The 17,239-nt window shown below is 66.1% G+C and carries 20 protein-coding genes; 11 read left to right on the top strand and 9 right to left on the bottom strand.

The genetic code is table 11. The features are described 5' to 3' along the window. Positions 1 to 29 precede the first annotated feature (29 nt). The 4 genes from LMF57_RS10495 (at position 30) to LMF57_RS10480 (ending at position 3,398) form a co-directional block, all read left to right on the top strand. Complete coding sequence (locus tag LMF57_RS10495; protein ID WP_229289808.1) at positions 30 to 1,193, top strand: zinc-dependent alcohol dehydrogenase; 1,164 nt, start codon at positions 30 to 32, stop codon at positions 1,191 to 1,193. Between the two features lie 163 nt (positions 1,194 to 1,356). Further along, positions 1,357 to 1,704 (top strand): hypothetical protein, encoded by a 348-nt coding sequence (locus LMF57_RS10490; protein ID WP_229289807.1) that lies wholly within the window; start codon positions 1,357 to 1,359, stop codon positions 1,702 to 1,704. Between the two features lie 124 nt (positions 1,705 to 1,828). Then, positions 1,829 to 2,593, top strand: coding sequence for a DUF72 domain-containing protein (locus tag LMF57_RS10485; protein WP_229291385.1), 765 nt, complete (start codon positions 1,829 to 1,831; stop codon positions 2,591 to 2,593). After that, positions 2,586 to 3,398: a DNA-formamidopyrimidine glycosylase family protein gene (locus LMF57_RS10480; RefSeq protein ID WP_229289806.1), complete on the top strand. Its 813-nt coding sequence runs from the start codon at positions 2,586 to 2,588 to the stop codon at positions 3,396 to 3,398. The genes LMF57_RS10485 and LMF57_RS10480 overlap by 8 nt, the downstream gene beginning before the upstream one ends. Here LMF57_RS10480 and LMF57_RS10475 read toward each other — a convergent pair. The 5 genes from LMF57_RS10475 to LMF57_RS10455 all read right to left on the bottom strand — a co-directional run bounded on the left by LMF57_RS10475 (position 3,368) and on the right by LMF57_RS10455 (position 5,715). Next, complete coding sequence (locus LMF57_RS10475) at positions 3,368 to 3,961, bottom strand: isochorismatase family cysteine hydrolase (protein ID WP_229289805.1); 594 nt, start codon at positions 3,959 to 3,961, stop codon at positions 3,368 to 3,370. The genes LMF57_RS10480 and LMF57_RS10475 overlap by 31 nt on opposite strands. 120 nt (positions 3,962 to 4,081) lie before the next feature. After that, the gene (locus tag LMF57_RS10470) at positions 4,082 to 4,336 is read right to left on the bottom strand and encodes a hypothetical protein (protein ID WP_099842535.1); all 255 of its coding nucleotides are present in this window, start codon (positions 4,334 to 4,336) and stop codon (positions 4,082 to 4,084) included. 104 nt (positions 4,337 to 4,440) lie between these two features. Beyond that, positions 4,441 to 4,728: a hypothetical protein gene (locus LMF57_RS10465; protein WP_059064233.1), complete on the bottom strand. Its 288-nt coding sequence runs from the start codon at positions 4,726 to 4,728 to the stop codon at positions 4,441 to 4,443. A 72-nt stretch (positions 4,729 to 4,800) separates the two neighbouring features. Next, positions 4,801 to 5,298, bottom strand: coding sequence for a DUF892 family protein (locus LMF57_RS10460; RefSeq protein WP_032974702.1), 498 nt, complete (start codon positions 5,296 to 5,298; stop codon positions 4,801 to 4,803). A 147-nt stretch (positions 5,299 to 5,445) separates the two neighbouring features. Next, positions 5,446 to 5,715: a hypothetical protein gene (locus LMF57_RS10455; protein WP_229289804.1), complete on the bottom strand. Its 270-nt coding sequence runs from the start codon at positions 5,713 to 5,715 to the stop codon at positions 5,446 to 5,448. A 175-nt stretch (positions 5,716 to 5,890) separates the two neighbouring features. On the opposite strand from LMF57_RS10455, the gene LMF57_RS10450 reads away from it, so the two are divergent. Continuing rightward, complete coding sequence (locus tag LMF57_RS10450; protein WP_117310463.1) at positions 5,891 to 6,343, top strand: BLUF domain-containing protein; 453 nt, start codon at positions 5,891 to 5,893, stop codon at positions 6,341 to 6,343. A 151-nt stretch (positions 6,344 to 6,494) separates the two neighbouring features. Continuing rightward, complete coding sequence (locus LMF57_RS10445; protein WP_229289803.1) at positions 6,495 to 6,941, top strand: DUF1579 domain-containing protein; 447 nt, start codon at positions 6,495 to 6,497, stop codon at positions 6,939 to 6,941. A 53-nt stretch (positions 6,942 to 6,994) separates the two neighbouring features. Here LMF57_RS10445 and LMF57_RS10440 read toward each other — a convergent pair whose 3' ends face one another. Beyond that, positions 6,995 to 7,231 carry a hypothetical protein gene (locus LMF57_RS10440; protein WP_229289802.1) on the bottom strand — a complete coding sequence of 79 codons (237 nt, stop codon included), beginning with the start codon at positions 7,229 to 7,231 and terminating at the stop codon, positions 6,995 to 6,997. Between the two features lie 247 nt (positions 7,232 to 7,478). On the opposite strand from LMF57_RS10440, the gene LMF57_RS10435 reads away from it, so the two are divergent. From LMF57_RS10435 to LMF57_RS10415, 5 genes are all read left to right on the top strand, one after another. Next, the gene (locus LMF57_RS10435) at positions 7,479 to 8,012 is read left to right on the top strand and encodes a sorbitol dehydrogenase family protein (RefSeq protein WP_229289801.1); all 534 of its coding nucleotides are present in this window, start codon (positions 7,479 to 7,481) and stop codon (positions 8,010 to 8,012) included. Between the two features lie 45 nt (positions 8,013 to 8,057). Further along, positions 8,058 to 9,698, top strand: coding sequence for a GMC family oxidoreductase (locus tag LMF57_RS10430; RefSeq protein ID WP_032974706.1), 1,641 nt, complete (start codon positions 8,058 to 8,060; stop codon positions 9,696 to 9,698). Further along, the gene (locus LMF57_RS10425) at positions 9,695 to 11,092 is read left to right on the top strand and encodes a c-type cytochrome (RefSeq protein ID WP_229289800.1); all 1,398 of its coding nucleotides are present in this window, start codon (positions 9,695 to 9,697) and stop codon (positions 11,090 to 11,092) included. The genes LMF57_RS10430 and LMF57_RS10425 overlap by 4 nt, the downstream gene beginning before the upstream one ends. After that, complete coding sequence (locus tag LMF57_RS10420; protein ID WP_229289799.1) at positions 11,089 to 12,360, top strand: carbohydrate porin; 1,272 nt, start codon at positions 11,089 to 11,091, stop codon at positions 12,358 to 12,360. Before LMF57_RS10425 ends, LMF57_RS10420 begins: the two co-directional genes overlap by 4 nt. Before the next feature lie 124 nt (positions 12,361 to 12,484). Next, positions 12,485 to 14,059 carry a CocE/NonD family hydrolase gene (locus LMF57_RS10415; RefSeq protein ID WP_229289798.1) on the top strand — a complete coding sequence of 525 codons (1,575 nt, stop codon included), beginning with the start codon at positions 12,485 to 12,487 and terminating at the stop codon, positions 14,057 to 14,059. A gap of 125 nt (positions 14,060 to 14,184) precedes the next feature. Here LMF57_RS10415 and LMF57_RS10410 read toward each other — a convergent pair whose 3' ends face one another. From LMF57_RS10410 to LMF57_RS10400, 3 genes are read right to left on the bottom strand one after another with little or no spacing between them, the layout of a single operon-like run. Then, positions 14,185 to 15,207 carry an NADP-dependent oxidoreductase gene (locus LMF57_RS10410; RefSeq protein WP_229289797.1) on the bottom strand — a complete coding sequence of 341 codons (1,023 nt, stop codon included), beginning with the start codon at positions 15,205 to 15,207 and terminating at the stop codon, positions 14,185 to 14,187. 52 nt (positions 15,208 to 15,259) lie between these two features. Beyond that, positions 15,260 to 16,048 (bottom strand): SDR family oxidoreductase, encoded by a 789-nt coding sequence (locus LMF57_RS10405; protein ID WP_164279923.1) that lies wholly within the window; start codon positions 16,046 to 16,048, stop codon positions 15,260 to 15,262. A 45-nt stretch (positions 16,049 to 16,093) separates the two neighbouring features. After that, positions 16,094 to 17,191, bottom strand: coding sequence for an alkene reductase (locus LMF57_RS10400; RefSeq protein WP_229289796.1), 1,098 nt, complete (start codon positions 17,189 to 17,191; stop codon positions 16,094 to 16,096). Positions 17,192 to 17,239 lie beyond the last annotated feature (48 nt).

Genomic DNA, 17,239 nt, shown 5'->3' with positions numbered 1-17,239 from the left:
GGACGCTCCGCAACGGCAGGAGACAGAAGATGCAGGCACTGACCTATCACGGCCGCAAGGACGTCCGCGTGGAAACCGTTCCCGACCCCGTGCTCGCCGCCGACGACGACCTCATTCTGCGGGTGACCGCCACGGCCATCTGTGGATCGGATCTGCATCTGTACCGAGGCAAGATCCCTGACCTGCACAGCGGAGACGTGCTCGGCCATGAGTTCATGGGCGTGGTGGAAGAGGTGGGCGCGGGTGTCACCCAGGTTCGCCCCGGCGACAGGGTGGTCATCCCGTTCGTGATCGCCTGTGGCGACTGCTTCCACTGCCGCCTGGCGGAGTACGCAGCCTGCGAGACCACCAACCCTGGAAAAGGCGCGGCCATGAACGCCAAGGGCATGCTGCCGCCGGCAGCGCTGTTCGGATACAGCCACCTGTACGGCGGTGTGGCCGGTGGCCAGGCCGAGTTCGTGCGCGTGCCCAAGGCCAACGTCGGCCCGCTGCGCATCCCCGATGGCGTCGCCGACGAGCAGGTCCTGTTCCTGTCCGACATCCTGCCAACCGGCTACCAGGCGGCGCTCAATGCCGGGGTGAAGCCTGGCTCGACCGTTGCGATCTTCGGCGCAGGCCCGGTAGGCCTGATGAGCGCGGCGTGCTGCCGCCTGCTGGGCGCCCAGACGATCTTCATGGTCGATCATCTTGCCTATCGCCTGGACTTCGCCCAGCGCACCTACGGCGTGACACCGATCGATTTCAGCAAGGTGGATGATCCGGCCGACTACATCGTCGGTCAGACCAGCGGCCGCGGCGTGGACGCCTGCATCGAAGCGGTCGGCTTTGAAGCGGAAGGCAGCGCACTGGAAAGCGCGTTGACCGCTGTCAAACTGGAAGGCAGCAGCGGGGTCGCGATCCGTCAGTGCATCGCCGCCGCCCGCCGAGGTGGCGTGGTCAGCATTCCCGGCGTCTATGCAGGTTTCATCCACGGATTCCTGCTGGGCGATGCCTTCGACAAGGGCCTGACCTTCAAGATGGGCCAGACCCACGTCCAGGGGCTGATGCCGGAGCTGCTGACCTCGATCGTCGAGGGCAGGCTGGACCCGGGCAACATCATCTCCCACCGGATGCGCCTGGCGGACGCGGCACAGGGCTATGCGATGTTCGATGCGAAGGATGATGAATGCAGGAAGATCGTGCTGACCCCATGATTGCGGCGGCGTGTTTCGTACCTGCCGCCAAGGGGCGCGCCGGTCCGGACGGCGTGCCACCGGGCCTCCCGCTGTGCCTGCACGCAACGGCCATCCATTCTTGACGGCGCCTTGGCGCCGGACGTGGATACTTCCGCCGTCATTGGCCGAGGAGGACTGAAAAATGGGTAGCACCGAGACCACCAGGGCGCCGCGCATTCTGCGCGTGGAAGTGATGCCGCTGGACTGCGGGGAAACCGCGGTGGTGGTGGAACTGGCATCGCCCCCCGGCAGGGCCTGGGAGAAGGCGCTGAAGCGCGTGATTGCTGAAACCGAGGGGCTTGAATCGGCGCAGTCACGCTGTGACGGCCGCTTCGTCTACATCATCGGTATCGAGCCCGGTGGCCGTGGCATGCTCCATCGGGTGAACCAGGTCTTGGCCGCCACCCAGGAACGCGTTGCACCGCGCGACGGGCATTCCATGCCGATGCCACAGCAACGGGCAGGCGGCATGGTCAACGCCAGCCTCTGAGCAGCGATGGCCGATACACGGCAACCGGCCGGCTGCAGGCCCGCCACGCCCGGCGGCACAGGCTTCACGCCGCAGCCAACGTATGTTCACCATGTTGCTACGAGCCTGTCGCCACCGTAGCGCCATGGCACGTGAACTCCGTCATCCGCGACCGGGCCACCCGGTCGCCGTGGGCTGCGCAGGGTGGTCGCTGCCCACGGAGATCGCCCACGCGTTTGCGGCGGGAGACAGTGCACTGCAGCGCTATGCATCGCGCTTTCCGATCGTGGAGATCAATTCGTCGTTCTACAGACCACATCAGCCCGCCACGTATGCGCGCTGGGCGGCCAGCGTGCCCCACGGTTTCCGTTTCTCGGTGAAGATGCCGCGGGCCATTTCCCATGACGCGCGCCTGCGCGGTGCTGCGCCGTTGCTCGACACGTTCCTGCACGCGGCGGCGCATCTGGGTGATCGGCTGGGCGCCCTGTTGCTGCAGCTGCCGCCGAGCCTGGCCTACGATGGCCGCACGGCCTCGGCCTTCTTCCGGGCGCTGCGCCGGCGCAGCGCCGTGCGGGTCGCCTGCGAACCACGCCACCCGAGTTGGTTCGACGACAAGGCCGACGCGCTGCTGGATGACCACGGCATTGCCCGGGTCGCGGCCGATCCCGCCCGGGTTGCAGGGGCTGATCAGCCGGGCGGAGCCAGACACTGGAGCTACTGGCGGTGGCACGGGCAGCCGCGCATGTACTACAGCGCCTACCAGCAACCGCAGCTCTCCAGTCTGGTGGCGGCCGCAGTAGAGGCCGCCCAGGCGGGGGAGGCGTGGATCATCCTTGACAACACGGCGCACGGCCACGCTGTGCCCAATGCACTGCAACTGCAGTCGATGCTGGAGCACGCCAATGCCTGAAGGTCCTTCCATCGTGCTGCTGCGCGAGGCCGCCGCCAGGTTCAAGGGAAAGACCGTCCGTGGCGTCAGTGGCAACAGCACGCTCGACCTGGCCTGCCTGGAGGGACGCCGGGTGCGGGCCGTGCGCAGCTGGGGCAAGCATTTCCTGCTGGAGTTCAGCCACGTCAGCCTGCGCATACACCTGATGATGTTCGGCAGCTGGCGCATCGACGAACGCAAGGAGACGCCAGCGCGGGTATCGCTGCGCTTTGACAACGGCGAACTGAACTTCTACACCTGCTCGGTGAAGCTGATCGATCAGCCGTTGGACGAGGTCTACGACTGGCGCACCGACGTGATGAGCGACCTGTGGGACCCCCGGCTTGCCCGCCGTCGCCTGAAGTCGATGCCCGATGTCCTGGTCTGCGATGCCCTGCTGGACCAGACGCTGTTCTCCGGTGTGGGCAACATCATCAAGAACGAGGTGCTGTTCCGCATCCGGGTCCACCCGGCCAACCCTGTTGGTGATCTGCCGCCGCGGAAGCTTGCCGAACTGGTCAAGCAGGCCCGCGAATACAGTTTCGACTTCCTGAGGTGGAAGCGCGGGTTCGAGCTGAAGAAGCACTGGCAGGTGCACACCCGGCGGACTTGTCCCTGTTGTGGTGGTCCGGTCAGCAAGGTCTACATGGGCACCACGCATCGGCGCACCTTCTTCTGCCCGGTATGCCAGGTCGATTATCGCGCTGGGACGCCGCGGCCGCCGGCGAAGAAGCGCACGCTGGCGAGAGGCCCGGTTCAGCGCGGTGGTGCCAGGCCCGTGCGTTGACATGAGGGCGTGGATGACAGCGAAGCGATGATCTGGCGGTTGCTGAGTACTTCGACGGCGCCCGATCGCTGTAGGGTCTGCAGGGCCGGCTGGCGGCGTTCCGGCAGGGCGGCGACCGCTTCCCGGGCGACCACCGTCGCGTACTCGCGCGAGTTGGCATCGATGGCAGTGGCCAGCACGCACGCGTCCAGTGCCATGCCGGCCAGCACCAACCGCCGGGTGCCGAGCTTGGCCAGCAGCACCGGCAGTGGCGTGGCGAGGAAGGCGGAGTGCTTCGGCTTGAGGATGAAGTAGTGTTCCTTGCTGGGGGCAAGGTACTCGACGATCCGCGCCGAGGCTCCGCCCTTCTGCCGGCAGGCCTCGACCAGCTGCGGGAAGTCGCGCTGCCAGTTGCCGAAATTGTCATTGGCGTAGATCACCGGGCAGCGGTGCGCGTCGAATGCAGCACGCAGGCGGACGGTGCGCTGGGCTGCACGTACGGCGTACGGAGCCAGTTGCCGCCCCTGTGGAAAGTCGAACAGGCTGAAAAGATCGATGATGAGCAGGGCGGTGGGCTGTTCCATGGCGGGCTCCGAGGTGTCAGGCCTCCACTGCCTGTTCGTCTTCGGCACCACGCACCAGCGCGCCGGAGCCGCCTGACGGGCGCGGGCTGCCCGGCCCCCTCGGCGGGAGCGCAGGCCCGATCACTGGCCAGCTCCGTCGTCCCCCTCACCCTTGTCGTGCCGAGCGGGCGCCACGCGCTTGCCAAGCCGTTGCGCCTGCTCATCCGGCGTGGCGGCGGCGACGAAGGGAGAGATCGGATCGCTGGCCGGGAACGTCTCCGTCAACGCCTGATCATGATTGGCACTGTTGTGGGCCTTGGCCTGTCCAGCGCTGGCAGCAGGCACCGCAGCCGTGTCGTCATCCGGATGGGGCAGGTCTTTCTGATCGCGCTGCATGACGTTTCCTCATTGATTGGACCGCATGGTCCGGGGGGCATTGCAACGGTAAACGTGAACGCGTGAGTGCCCGCATCAAGCCGGCGTGGACGCAGCGTCAACAATCAAGGCGTCCTTCCAGATGAGCTCGAAGCCGTTGCACGGTTGCGGCGCCACGCCAGCAGCTGTCCGATCAGCGCGGTTGCCAGCAACAGCAGGTTGGTGACCACGAACACGGTGGCACCCAGCAGCGCGCTGTAGATCGTGAACAGCGTAGACGCGGTCATCTGCCCGATGAAAAGCCACTTCGAGACGGTTTCCGGGTGCGGCGAGTGCCATTGCTTGACCATCTGCCTGACCAGCGTGGCCATCAGTACGGCTGTGGCGGTCCATCCAAGTAGATCAGGATGCATACGTCATCCTCGTGCAGAAGCGCGCCGCCCCCTGGGGAGCGACGCGTGGGCTGATCTGCGGTGCACCTGCGATCACGCGGCCTGGGCGGCCTTGGCGTTGCCGCCGCTCTTGGCCAGCAGGGTCAGCTTCTCGTCCGTGGCCTTTTCCTCTTCCAGCGTTTCCAGCAGCAACGGCACAGCGTCCTTGTATCCGAGCTGCTTGGCCAGCGCGGCGATGGTGCCGTAGGAAGCGATTTCGTAATGCTCGACTTTCTGCGCGCCGCCAATCAGTGCTGCATCGCGCACCGGGCCCTTTTCAATGCTCTCGATGACTTCCTTGCCTTCTTCCACCAGGCCTTCCATCGCCGCGCACTTGATCCGCTTCAGGCGGATGCCCAGCACCTCCACCACCTGGTCGATGCGCTCGATCTGGCCCTGGGTCTCCTCAAGGTGTGTCTCGAACGCGGCGGCAAGTGCGGGGTTCTCTGCGGCCCGGGCGAGGCGCGGCAGGGCCTTGGTCAGCTGCTTCTCGGCACTGTAGATGTCGGACAGTTCGTGGATGAAAAGGTCTTCAGCGGTCTTGATGGCCATGGTGCGCTCCAGCAGGGAAGGAGCGACGAGGCTATCCCGGCCAGTGTTGGGGTGCGGGGTAGATGCAGTGAACGGCGGATGCGCATCGAGCGCGCAGATGCATGCATTCCCCTCACGCCGGGCACTGGGCGCGCGTCGGAACCAGGCTCAGCGTGGGTCGGCCGCTGCTGCAGAGTGGCCGGTTGCCGCCAGATGTTCGCCGTCCACCAGGCGCGCATTGCTCACGGCCTGGTGCGATCCGCATTTTCCACAGGCCAGCAGCGTACCTCCCGTCATCCGCTTGAGCTCCGCGTCGGCGCGGGACACGTGGTGGCACTGGTTGCAGCGGAAGGCGATAGCGGTGACCTGATCGATGCAGCCTCGCGCATCGGTCGCGTAGTCCACTGAAAAGACGTAGAAGAGTCCGGTGTCAGGCATGAAGTCGATCTCGCGGGCGGATCTGATTCATGCCACGGTTCAGCAGTGCATGGCGTGAACCCTCTTCGGGTTCATTTTCACATTTCACTGAACTGTTCTGTTTCAGGCTGCGCCTGCTGCGCTGCCTCAACCGGCCTTCTGCTAGGGTTGGGAGCCCAATGCAGGGAGGTCGAACGTGCCCATCAGAGCCGTTGTGTATACCAGCGAGGCGGCAGCGGATATTGCTGCCAGCCGGCTGGGCCAGACCGGGGGCAGGCTGTGCGGAATCGTGGATGACGCAGCACGTTTCAACCGTGATGCCGGCGTCACCGGCGTACTGCTGTTCGATGGCGCGCGCTTTGTGCAATACATGGAGGGCCCGGAAGATGGCCTGCAGGTGGCATATTCCCGGGTGCTGGGTGCCAGCAGCCACAGCGGCCTGATCGAACTGCAGCGCGGCAGGGTGGGGCAGAGGCGGCTACCTTTCTGGCCCATGCGTTGGCTGCCGGTGGAACCGACGGAGCTGAGGCGGGTGGCCGGCGCGGACTGGACCGGTTTCGTCCAGCGCGAAGGCACCGGCGCGTCCACCAGTGCCACGGGCATGGAGCTGCTGCGCGCCCTGGTTGAACCCTATACCGCAGCGTTGTGAGTACACTCCGCATCGGCACGCAATGGATGGTGGAGGGCACGGCACCCGACGAGGTGGCAGCCGTATTGCCGGAGGCCACGGAAAGCGGCAGGCTTCGATTGCAGCCTTCCGCCAGCATCGGTCCCTCCACCTCACCCCGTACGGAGTCGCCATGACACAAGCCACTTTCCACAGCGGACACCACCGCCGGCTGGACGTTCTTGCCGGAGCGTGGGAGACCACCCTCATCGCGCTGCAACCCGACGGCAGCACGGGCGGGGTGTCGTTCGCATCGGACGTCTACACGTGGATGCCCAATGGTCACTTCCTGGTGCATGAGGTCGACGCGATGATGGACGGGCAGCGTGTGCGCTCCATGGAAATCATCGGCGTCGATGTTGAATCCGGTGGTTTCTTCAGCCGCAGCTACGACGCTGATGGTGGCACCAGCGATTTCACTTCACGACTTGATGGCGACAGGTACACCATCCAGGGCCAGTCCCAGCGGTTCGACGGCGTGATCAGCAGCGACCGGCAGTTGCTGACCGGGGAATGGGAGCATCGGGTCGGCGATGACTGGATCCCGTTCGTCCGCATCGTGCTTGAACGGGCCAAGTAGATTCGCTTGTTCCGCAGGCGCCCCCGGATCGGGGGCTTCGCGGCTGGCCGCCCCTAGCGCTTGGGCGGCGGGGGCGCGCCTTCTTTCCCACGTTCGGCCTCCGGCCCCGAGGCCTGGTCTTCGGAAGCGGCGGTGCCGCTGCCGCCGCCGGGCACGTTGCGCGCCGGCGCGCTGGCCGCTGGTGGGGTTTGCCGAACCGCATCGGCATGTTGTGCCTTATCGGTCGGTTCGCCTTGGTTGCAGGCCGACAATGCCATCGTCGCCACGGCACACAGCAGCAGTAGCCGCATGGCCACCCTCCAGAGTAGGAAACCCCTTGTTTCTAGCGTTGAGCGCGTTGTGCCGGCGTGACGGGGGCGGCAGCGCACCGGCTGAAATCTACCTCTGCTGGTGCCGGGAAGAAGGGCGCTTCGCCGCGCAGCGGCGCTTCCTGCTCACTCCGCGACGACGTTCAGGTGCGTTAAAGTTGCCCGCGTAGGTGCCCCCCGCGTCGCGGTCAGGGGCAGCCGAAGAAGTGACGCATCAGGAGTCCACATCATGAGTGTTCCCGAGGGATTGGAAGGGAGTGGGCAAGGCCTGACGCGCAGAACCTTCCTGCTGGCCGTTGGCTCCGCTTCGCTGCTGGTTGCCTGCAACGGCAAGGCGCCAGCAACTCATGCCGGTGCCACGCCAGCGAAACGGACGGACGGGCGCTTTCTGCAGCTCTGCCAGGCACTGACCGGCAAGTCCGACCTTGATCCGGCAACCGCCGCGCGCATCGAAGCGGCCTTCGCCAAGCTGCATCCCGACATGCACGCCCAGTTCCCCGCACTCGCGGCGAAGGCGCAACAGGTGCAGGGCGCTGAAGCACTGCTGGCGGCTGTTGGCGATGCACGGCCGACAGCGCTGGCCATCATCACTGCCTGGTACACCGGCAGCGTAGGCAAGGGGCCGCAGGCCATCACCGTTTCCTATCGCGATGCGCTGATGCAGCGCCCGGTGGACGATGGCCTGTTCCCGCCCACCTACGCACAAGGCGGTCCCGCATGGTGGACGGCCGAACCGCCGGCGGCGGTACGCGCGCACGGCTGAGCCTGCGCTTCCAGCTCTTTCCCGTAATTGTTATGGATTCCCCTCATGAAAGCTCCGGTTTTCCGTGATGGCGACGCCGATGCCGATGTTGTGATCGTCGGTTCGGGCGTCGTCGGCGCATTGATCGCCCACCAGTTGGTTCGTGCCGGGAAATCGGTTCTTGTGCTGGAGGCGGGCCCCCGCCTGCATCGTTCCGACGTGGTCGAGAACTGGCGCAACGTCAGCTTCGAACGGCGCATCGGCAGTGATTTCCAGGGGCCGTATCCGCAGTCACCGCTTGCCACCGCGCCGCTGTACTTCCCGGCCAACGACTACGTGGGCCTGACCGGCCCCGACGCCAGCAGCTTCCATCAGGGCTTCATCAAGGCCGTCGGTGGCACCACCTGGCACTGGGCCGCCTCCTGCTGGCGCCACCTGCCGGTGGACTTCAGGATGCAGAGCACCTACGGGGTGGGGCGCGACTGGCCGATCAGCTACGACGACATCGAACCTTATTACTGCCGCGCCGAGGAGGCGATGGGCGTCTCCGGGCCGAATGATCCGGACAAGCAGAGCCCCTCCGAGCGATCCAGGCCCTACCTCGCCGACATGATTCCCTGGGGCAACGGTGACAAGGTGTTCGCCGAGGTGGTCAATCCGCACGGCTACAACCTGGTGCCCATTCCGCAGGGTCGCATGGTCACGCCCTGGAATGACCGGCCCGCCTGCTGCGGCAACAACAACTGCCAGCCGATCTGCCCGATCGGCGCGATGTACAACGGCATCCATACCATCGAAGCGGCCGAGAAACTGGGTGCGCAGGTGCTGGCCGAAGCAGTGGCCTACAAGATCGATACCGACGCGCAGAACCGGGTCACGGCCATCCACTGGTATGACAACAACAAGGTCAGCCACAAGGCCACCGGCCGCAGTTTCGTGATTGCGTGCAACGCACTGGAGACGCCGCGTCTGCTGCTGCTTGCCGCCAATGAGCAGAACCCGAACGGCATCGCCAACAGTTCCGACCAGGTGGGGCGCAACATGCTCGACCATTCCGGTTTCCACTGCTCGTTCATTGCCGACAGGCCGATCTGGCTGGGCCGTGGACCGGCGCAGTCCAGCTGCATGGTTGGCCCGCGAGACGGCGCTTTCCGCTCGCAGTACTCGGCCACCAAGATCATCCTCAACAACATCAGCCGGGTGGCGATCGCCACCGACCAGGCGCTGAAGAAAGGCCTGGTCGGCGACGCGCTGGATGCGGAGATCCGCCGCCGTGCGGTCTTCGGCGTGGATCTTTCGATCAGCCTGGAACCTTTGCCGGATCCCAGCAACCGGTTGACGCTGTCGAAAACGCGGGTGGATGGCCACGGCCTGGCCTGCCCGGATATCCACTACTCGCTGGGCGACTACGCCCGCAAGGGCTATGACGAGTCCTGCAAGCAGTTGCGTCACATCGGCTCGCTGTTCAACGCCGAGGAATTCGTCATCACCACGGCGCTCAACGCCAACAACCACATCATGGGCTCGACCATCATGGGCGCTGACCCGCGCGATTCGGTGGTCGATGGCGATTGCCGCGCACACGATCATCCCAACCTGTGGCTCCCGGGCGGCGGCCCGATGGTGTCGGCCAGCGTGGTCAACAGCACCTTGACCATGGCCGCGCTTGCGCTGAAGGCGGCAGATGCCATCGAGCGTGCCGCATGAAGACCTTCGCCTCGGCTCTGCTGATGCTGCTGGCCGCAGCCAGTCAATCCGCGCGCGCCGACGAGGTTGCCGAACGTGGGCGCTACCTCTCGGTCGCTGCGGACTGCGTGGCATGCCACACCAGCCCCAGGCAGGGCAAACCCTACGCAGGCGGCTACGCGATTGCCTCGCCGCTGGGTGAGATATGGGCAAGCAACATCACGCCCTCCAGAAGCCATGGCATCGGCCTCTACAGCGAAAGTGATTTCGCCAGGGCGGTACGTGAAGGCGTGCGCAAGGATGGCGCCCATCTTTATCCGGCGATGCCCTATACCTCCTATGCCAAGCTGACCGACGAGGACATCCACGCGCTGTATACCTACTTCATGAAGGAGGTGGCGCCGGTCGATGAGGAAGCTCACGCGACCGAGCTGCCGTTCCCCTTCAGCATCCGCCAGTCCATGGCGGTGTGGAACCTGCTGTTCCTGGACAAGGAAACGTTCACCCCCGATGCGGGCAGGAGCGCGCAGTGGAATCGCGGCGCCTATCTGGTGGAGGGCCTGGCGCATTGCTCCAGCTGCCACAGCCCGCGCGGGCTGATGATGCAGGAGGTGGACGGCAAGGCCTTCGCCGGCGGATCGCTGGGTGACTGGTACGCCCCCAACATCACCTCCCACCCCACCAGCGGTATCGGGGGTTGGAGCGATGCCGAGCTGGCCCAGTACCTGAAGACCGGCCGCGTCGACGGCAAGGCGCAGGCCGGCGGCGGCATGGCCGAAGCGGTGAGCAACAGCCTGTCCAAGCTGCAGGACGAGGACATCGCCGCCATCGTCGACTACCTGCGCACGGTGCCGGCCGTGGCCGATCCTGAGGCCACCCGGCCAGCCTTCGCGTGGGGAGACGCCGCCACGGCGCCGGGTGAGCAGCCGGTACGCGGAACGAGTGCTGCATTGGCCTCGGGCGGTGTGCTGTATTCGGGCCTGTGTGCAAGCTGCCACGGTTCGCGCGGCGAGGGCAGCAGGGACGGGTACTACCCCTCCCTGGTGCACAACACCACCGTCGGCATGACCCGCCCGCAGAACCTGATCGCCACCATCATCGGCGGCATTGACCGCGATGTGCACGGCGAACACGCGTTGATGCCGCACTTCTCGAAAGGCTCGTTCGTACAGGACCTGAGTGACGCCGATATCGCAGCCGTTGCGACCTACGTGCGCACGCAGTTCGGGCCAGGCGACCAGGTCACCGAGGCGCAGGTTGCGCTGACCCGTGCCGGCGGCGAGAAGCCACTTCTGGCGAAGATTGCACGCTTGTGGCTGCCGATGCTCATCCTTGCCGTGCTGGCGTTGGTAGGCATCGTGCTGCTGGTGCGACGCGCCTGGAAGACCCGAAAGGCACGGAGGGCGGTCGCATGAATTTCGTATCCTTGACCGGCATCGGGCTGCTTGCCTTCATCGTCAACGGGTCGGTGTCGGCTGCCGAATCCAGTGCCACCGCCAAGCCCAAATCGGTCGACAGCGTCGCGCAGACGCCGCTGAGCGCAGATTGGGCGGCGCGCCTCTGGCTGCAGGACCGCGGTGTCACGCCGAGTGCGCGCATCGTGATCGGCAGCGGCGTCAACAGCGATGGATACAAGGGCAGCGGCTGGTCCACCGCCGAGCACATCGACCTGGGCGCGACGATCGACACCGGCAAGGCATTCGGCTTCGACGGCACCCTGCGCGTGGTGTTCTCCGATCGCTTCGGCAACGCCATCAACGAACGATCCACCGGTTCCTACATCCAGAACCAGGCCTTCTATGGCCAGGGCCAGAACCTGCGTTTCAACGAGCTCTCCTACGAGCGTTTGCTGCTGGGCAAGCGGTTGAGCCTGAAGGGTGGCTTCTACTCGATGGGCAACGACTTCGGTGGCTTGCCCTACACCTGCAATTTCAACAACAACGGCCAGTGCGGGCATCCGCTGGGCCCGATCTACAGCTCCGGGTGGCTGGACAACCCGACGGGCCAGTGGGGCCTGCGGGTAAAGTGGAACGATCCCTCGGGCTGGTACGCACAGACCGGCATCTACGACGTCAACCCGACGCGCAAGCAGGCCAACAGTGGCTTCCGTGTTTCGACGAAGGGAAAGACCGGCCTGTTCCTGCCGGTCGAGCTGGGCTACAGCCATGGCAAGTCCGGCGAGGACTATGGCGGTACCTACAAGGTCGGCTACTACCTGGATACCTCCAACGCCGATGACATCGGTGACCCGACGGCACCTCGCGCTTCGCATCGCAGCGGTTCGTACGTGCAGGCCGCACAGCGGGTGTGGAAGCCCGAGGGTGACACGGTGCGCGGCATTTCGGTGTTCGGCGTGGCTACCCGTGCCGACGCAAAAACAGGGCTCATGCGCTACTCGTGGGAAGCGGGCGTGAGCTGGCGTGGCGTGATCGCATCGCGCGAGGATGATGTGCTCAGCCTCGCCTGGAACCGGCTGGACATCTCCGACCGGCTCGCCCGCCATCAGCAGCTGACCGGAAAGGATGTGCAGAGCAACGAGCAGTTCGTCGAGCTGAACTACGGCGTGCAGGTCGCCCCGTGGCTGGTGCTGCGGCCGGCGGTGCAGTACGTGGCACGGCCCGGCGCCTATGCCAGCCGACCCGACAGCTGGGTGTTCACCCTGCAGGCGCAGGCAACGCTGTAGGCGCATCTGGGCCTGCAGCATGGGGTGCCGAACGTGCGCCCCATGCTGCAACGCAAGGTGTAAGCCACCATTCGCACTGGTACGGTCCTGCCCGTTGCACCACCAACGACGGGGAGAGACGACGATGCGCAAGGTATTGCTGCTGTTGATCCTGCTGACCGGACTAGCGCCCACCGCCTGGGCTGCCACGGTCAAGACCACCCACCGCACCCTTCCCAGCTGGGACGGCACGCCCCTCGGGGTCTTTGTCATCGAACCCCAGGACGCAGGTGGCGGCAAGTACCCGCTGCTGGTGATGCCCAGCAGCTGGGCCGTTCCCAGCGTGGAGTACGTGGGGGTGGCACAGTCGCTGGCCAAGCGCGGCTACGTGGTCATCAGTTACAGCTCGCGCGGCTTCTGGGAGTCCGGCGGGGCCATCGATATTGCCGGGCCGGCCACGGTCGAGGATGTCAGCGCATTGATCGACTGGGCGCTGGACAACACCCAGGCCGACCCGGCGCGGATCGGCGTCTCGGGCATCTCCTACGGCGCCGGCACCAGCCTGCTGGCGGCGGCACGCGATCCCCGCATCAAGGCGGTGGCCGCCCTCAGCGGATGGGCCGACCTGCAGGCGTCGCTGTACGCCAACGACACCCCCAGCGCACAGGGAATCGCGCTGCTGGTGGCCGCCGGCCTGGTCACCGGCCGACCCGGGGCAGAGCTGGCCACGATCAACCGCAACGTGGTGGTCGGCAACTACCAGGGTGCAGTGGAATCGCTGCTGCCCGTGGCCGCCATCCGCAGCCCCGCTGCGAGCATCAGCGAGATCAACGCCAACCAGCCGGCCGTGTTCCTGGCCAACGCCTTCAACGACAGCCTGTTCCCGCCGGGTCAGCTGGTGGACTTCTTCAACCAGCTGAAAGGCCCCAAGCAGCTGCAACTGCGCCACGGCGACCATGCCCTCAACGAGGCCTTGGGCGCGCTGGGCATTCCCAACGAGGTCTACGACTCGGCAGGCGACTGGTTCGACCACTACCTCAAGGGCGTGGCCAACGGCATCGACCGCGAACCGGCGGTGCAGCTGAAGTCGCAGAACGGCAGCTGGAGCAGCTACCCGAACTGGCAGGCCACCAACAGTGGTGCGGTCAGCTACGCGTTGACCGCGCCCGGCGGCCTGCTTCTGCCCACCGGGGGGCTGGTTGAGAATGGGCGCAGCAATGGCTGGAACTACCGCATCGGCAGTGGCCTGGCTACCGCCGCCAATTCCGGCGTGGCGATGGTGTCCGGCTCGCTGCAGATGATCAACCTTCCGCCGGGTGCGTACGTGCCTTTCATCGGGCGCAACGCCGCAGGTGTCTGGCAGGGGCCGGTGTACTGGAACGCACGCCGCCTGGACGGCGCGCCGGAAGTACGGGTGACCGTTACCCCCAGCCGCGCCAACACCACGCTGTATGCCTATCTGTACGCGGAAGATGTGCTGGGCAATGGCCAGCTGATCAGCCACAAGCCCTACACCCTGCGAGGCGTTGCGCCGGGCCAGGCGACCACCCTCGATCTGCGCCTGGAAGCGAGCAGCTGGAACATTCCGGCGGGCAGCCGGCTGACGCTGGTGGTCGATACGGTGGACCTGCGCTATGCAGGCATCAGCCAGTTGGGCGGGGCGGTGACCTTCAGTTCGCCCGCGTCCGCACCATCTGTGCTGAAGGTGCCGTTGCATTGAATCCATGCCGCGCCCGCGGATGCGGGCGCGGGCACTCCCTGTGCGCACGGTCGCCACCACGTGCTGGAGTCAACGCTTGCCGGCCGTCCTGTATCGGGACGCTCCTTGTCCGCTCAGCGTACTCCTCAGGGCTGCACGTGCCGTGTCTGCACCATCTGCACCACCACCTTGCCCTTGGCGCGGCCGCCGTCCATGTAGGCCAATGCTCTGCCGGTTTCCTCGAAGGGAAAGACCGTGTCCACCACCGGGCGCAGGGCGCCTGACTCGACCATTGCCGTGACCTGTTCCAGCTGTTGCCCATCAGCACGCATGAACACGAAGCTGTACCGGATGTTCCTGCGCGCGGCCTTGCGGCGGATGCGAAGACTCAACAGGCGCAGCACCTGCCGCAGCGGCCAGGCCAATCCTCTTGCCGCACCGAATGCCGGCGTGGGTGGCCCGGAAATGGAAATCAGGTGCCCGCCGGGCTTGAGGATGCCGAGGGATCGATCGAGTTCCTCGCTGCCGAGGCTGTTGAGGACCACGTCGTAGTCACGCAGCACGGCAGCGAAGTCCTGCTGCCGGTAATCGATGACGACGTCCGCACCCAGTGCCTTCACCCAGGCAACGTTGGCCGTGCTGGTGGTGGTGGCGACGAAGGCGCCCAGGTGCTTGGCAAGCTGGATCGCAATCGTGCCGACGCCACCGGAGCCGGCCTGGATGAAGACCCGTTGTCCCTTCTTCAATGCTGCGGTTTCGACCAGCACCTGCCAGGCGGTCAGTGCCACCAGTGGCAGGGAGGCCGCCTCGACCATGCCAAGGTTCTTCGGTATTGGTGCGACCGAGGAGGCCTTGACCGCGATGTACTCCGCAAATCCGCCGATGCGATCATCGTCCGGGCGGGCATACACCTGGTCGCCCGGCTTGAACCGGCCTGCGCGATCGCCGACCCGCACCACCGTCCCGGCCACATCGTTGCCCAGGATCAACGGAAAGCGATAGGGCAGGATCTGTTTGAACTCGCCGTGCCTGATCTTGCTGTCCAGTGCATTCACGCCTGCGGCATGAACCCGGATCAGGACATCGTCGTCGCCCACATGCGGCTCGGGCACGTCGGCGATGCGGCCGATGTCCTTGCTGCTGTAGCGGTCAATGATGAAGGCTTTCATGGCGGGCGGTTCCTGCAGTGATGGGGCCGGGTGGATGCAACGGAGGCCGGCCTCAGGCGCCGGTGCGGTAGCGCTCTGCGGCGTGCGCCTGGCGGATGTCGCCGAGCAGGGCCTGACGTGCGCCATCCAGCGTGTCCCAGCGTTCGGCCACGTGCAGCGGCGGAATGGTCACCGTTTCGCGACGATCGAAGCCGACCAGCGCTGCATCGACCAGTTCGCCCACGTCCATCACTTCAGCAAGCGTGGTGATGTCGATACCGGCGCGTTCCCAGATCTCGGTGCGCGTCGCAGCGGGCAGCACGGCCTGCACATGGACGCCCTTCGGGGCCAGTTCCTGGCTCAGGCCCTGCGACAGGAACAGCACGTACGCCTTGCTCGCGCCGTACACGGACATGCCGAACTCCGGTGCAAGGCCAACCACCGATCCGATGTTGACGATCGCGCCGTTGCCGGCACCGACCAGCCGCGGCGCAATGGCGGCGGCCAAGCGCGTGAGCGCGGTGGTGTTCAGGGTGACCAGGCGGTCGATGGCGTCGGCCGACTGTGCGAGGAAGTCGCCGGACTGGGCGATACCGGCATTGTTGATGAGGATGCCGATGCGCGCATCGTCGCGCAGCCGTGCCTCGACCGTGGCCAGCGCGTCAGCCTGAGTGAGATCGGCCGGCAGTATGTCCACCGCCACGCCGGTCTCTTGGCGCAGTCGCGCGGCGAGTGCTTCCAGTCGGGCGCTGTCACGCGCGACCAGGACGAGGTCATGCCCGCGCCGCGCGAAGCGGTCGGCATAGGTGGCACCGATGCCGCTGGAAGCGCCGGTGATGAGGACGGAAGGGAGGACGGACATGATGGACTCTCTGGACGGGGGACGTGTCGGATGCGGGCGGCCGCGTTACTGCGCGTGCGCTTCAGCCAGGGTGGGGTAGTCGGTGTAGCCTTCGGCGCCACCGCCATACAGCGTGGCCGGGTTCAGTGCCGCCAGCGCTGCGCCGCGCTTGAGGCGCTCGACCAGATCGGGGTTGCTGATGAACGGGCGACCGAAGGCGACCAGATCGGCCTTGCCTTCGGATACACGGGCGCTGGCCAGCTGCAGGTCGTAGCCGTTGTTGGCCAGGTAGGTGCCGTTGAAGCGACGGCGCAGCCCATCGAAGTCGAACGGTGCCACATCGCGCGGGCCACCCGTGGCGCCCTCGACCACATGCAGGTAGACAATGCCCAGCGCGCTGAGTTGATCTACGATGTAGTCGTACTGGGGCTGCGGATCGCTGACGGTGGAAATGGCGTTGGCCGGCGACACCGGCGAAATGCGCACGCCGGTGCGGTCAGCGCCGATTTCGCGCGCCACCGCAGCGGTCACCTCAAGCAGGAGGCGGGCACGGTTCTCGACCGAGCCGCCATACGCGTCGGTGCGCTGGTTGGCCCCGTCCTTGATGAACTGTTCGAGCAGGTAGCCGTTGGCGCCGTGGATCTCCACGCCGTCAAAACCCGCTGCGATGGCGTTGGCAGCGGTCTGGCGGAAATCGTCGACGATGGCGGGCAGCTCGTCGATGTGCAGGGCGCGCGGCTCGGACACATCGACGAAACCATTGTTGACGAAGGTCTTGGTCTGCGCGCGGAGGGCCGAGGCGGAAACCGGCGCGGCGTTGCCGGGCTGCAGGTCGACGTGCGAGATGCGGCCGACGTGCCACAGCTGCACGAAGATGTGCCCGCCGCGTGCGTGCACCGCATCGGTGACGGTGCGCCAGCCGTCGATCTGGTCCTGCGTGTACAGCCCCGGGGTGTCCTGGTAGCCCTGCGCCTGCGCCGAGACCTGGGTGGCTTCGGTGATGATCAGGCCTGCCGATGCGCGCTGGGCGTAGTAGATGCTGGCCAGCGGACTGGGTACCAGGCCTTCGCCGGCGCGGTTGCGTGTCAGCGGTGCCATCACGATGCGGTTGGCCAGCGTCAGCGGGCCGAGGGGATAGGGCTGGAAAAGCGTGGCGTCGGACATGGGAGGGTGGGCTCGTCTACGGAGGAGGGGTCTGAATCAATGATGATG

It is taken from the genome of Stenotrophomonas sp. SI-NJAU-1, from assembly GCF_020883215.1.
GTDB classification, from domain to species: Bacteria; Pseudomonadota; Gammaproteobacteria; order Xanthomonadales; family Xanthomonadaceae; genus Stenotrophomonas; species Stenotrophomonas indicatrix.
This window is presented reverse-complemented; position numbering and strand designations above follow the sequence as displayed.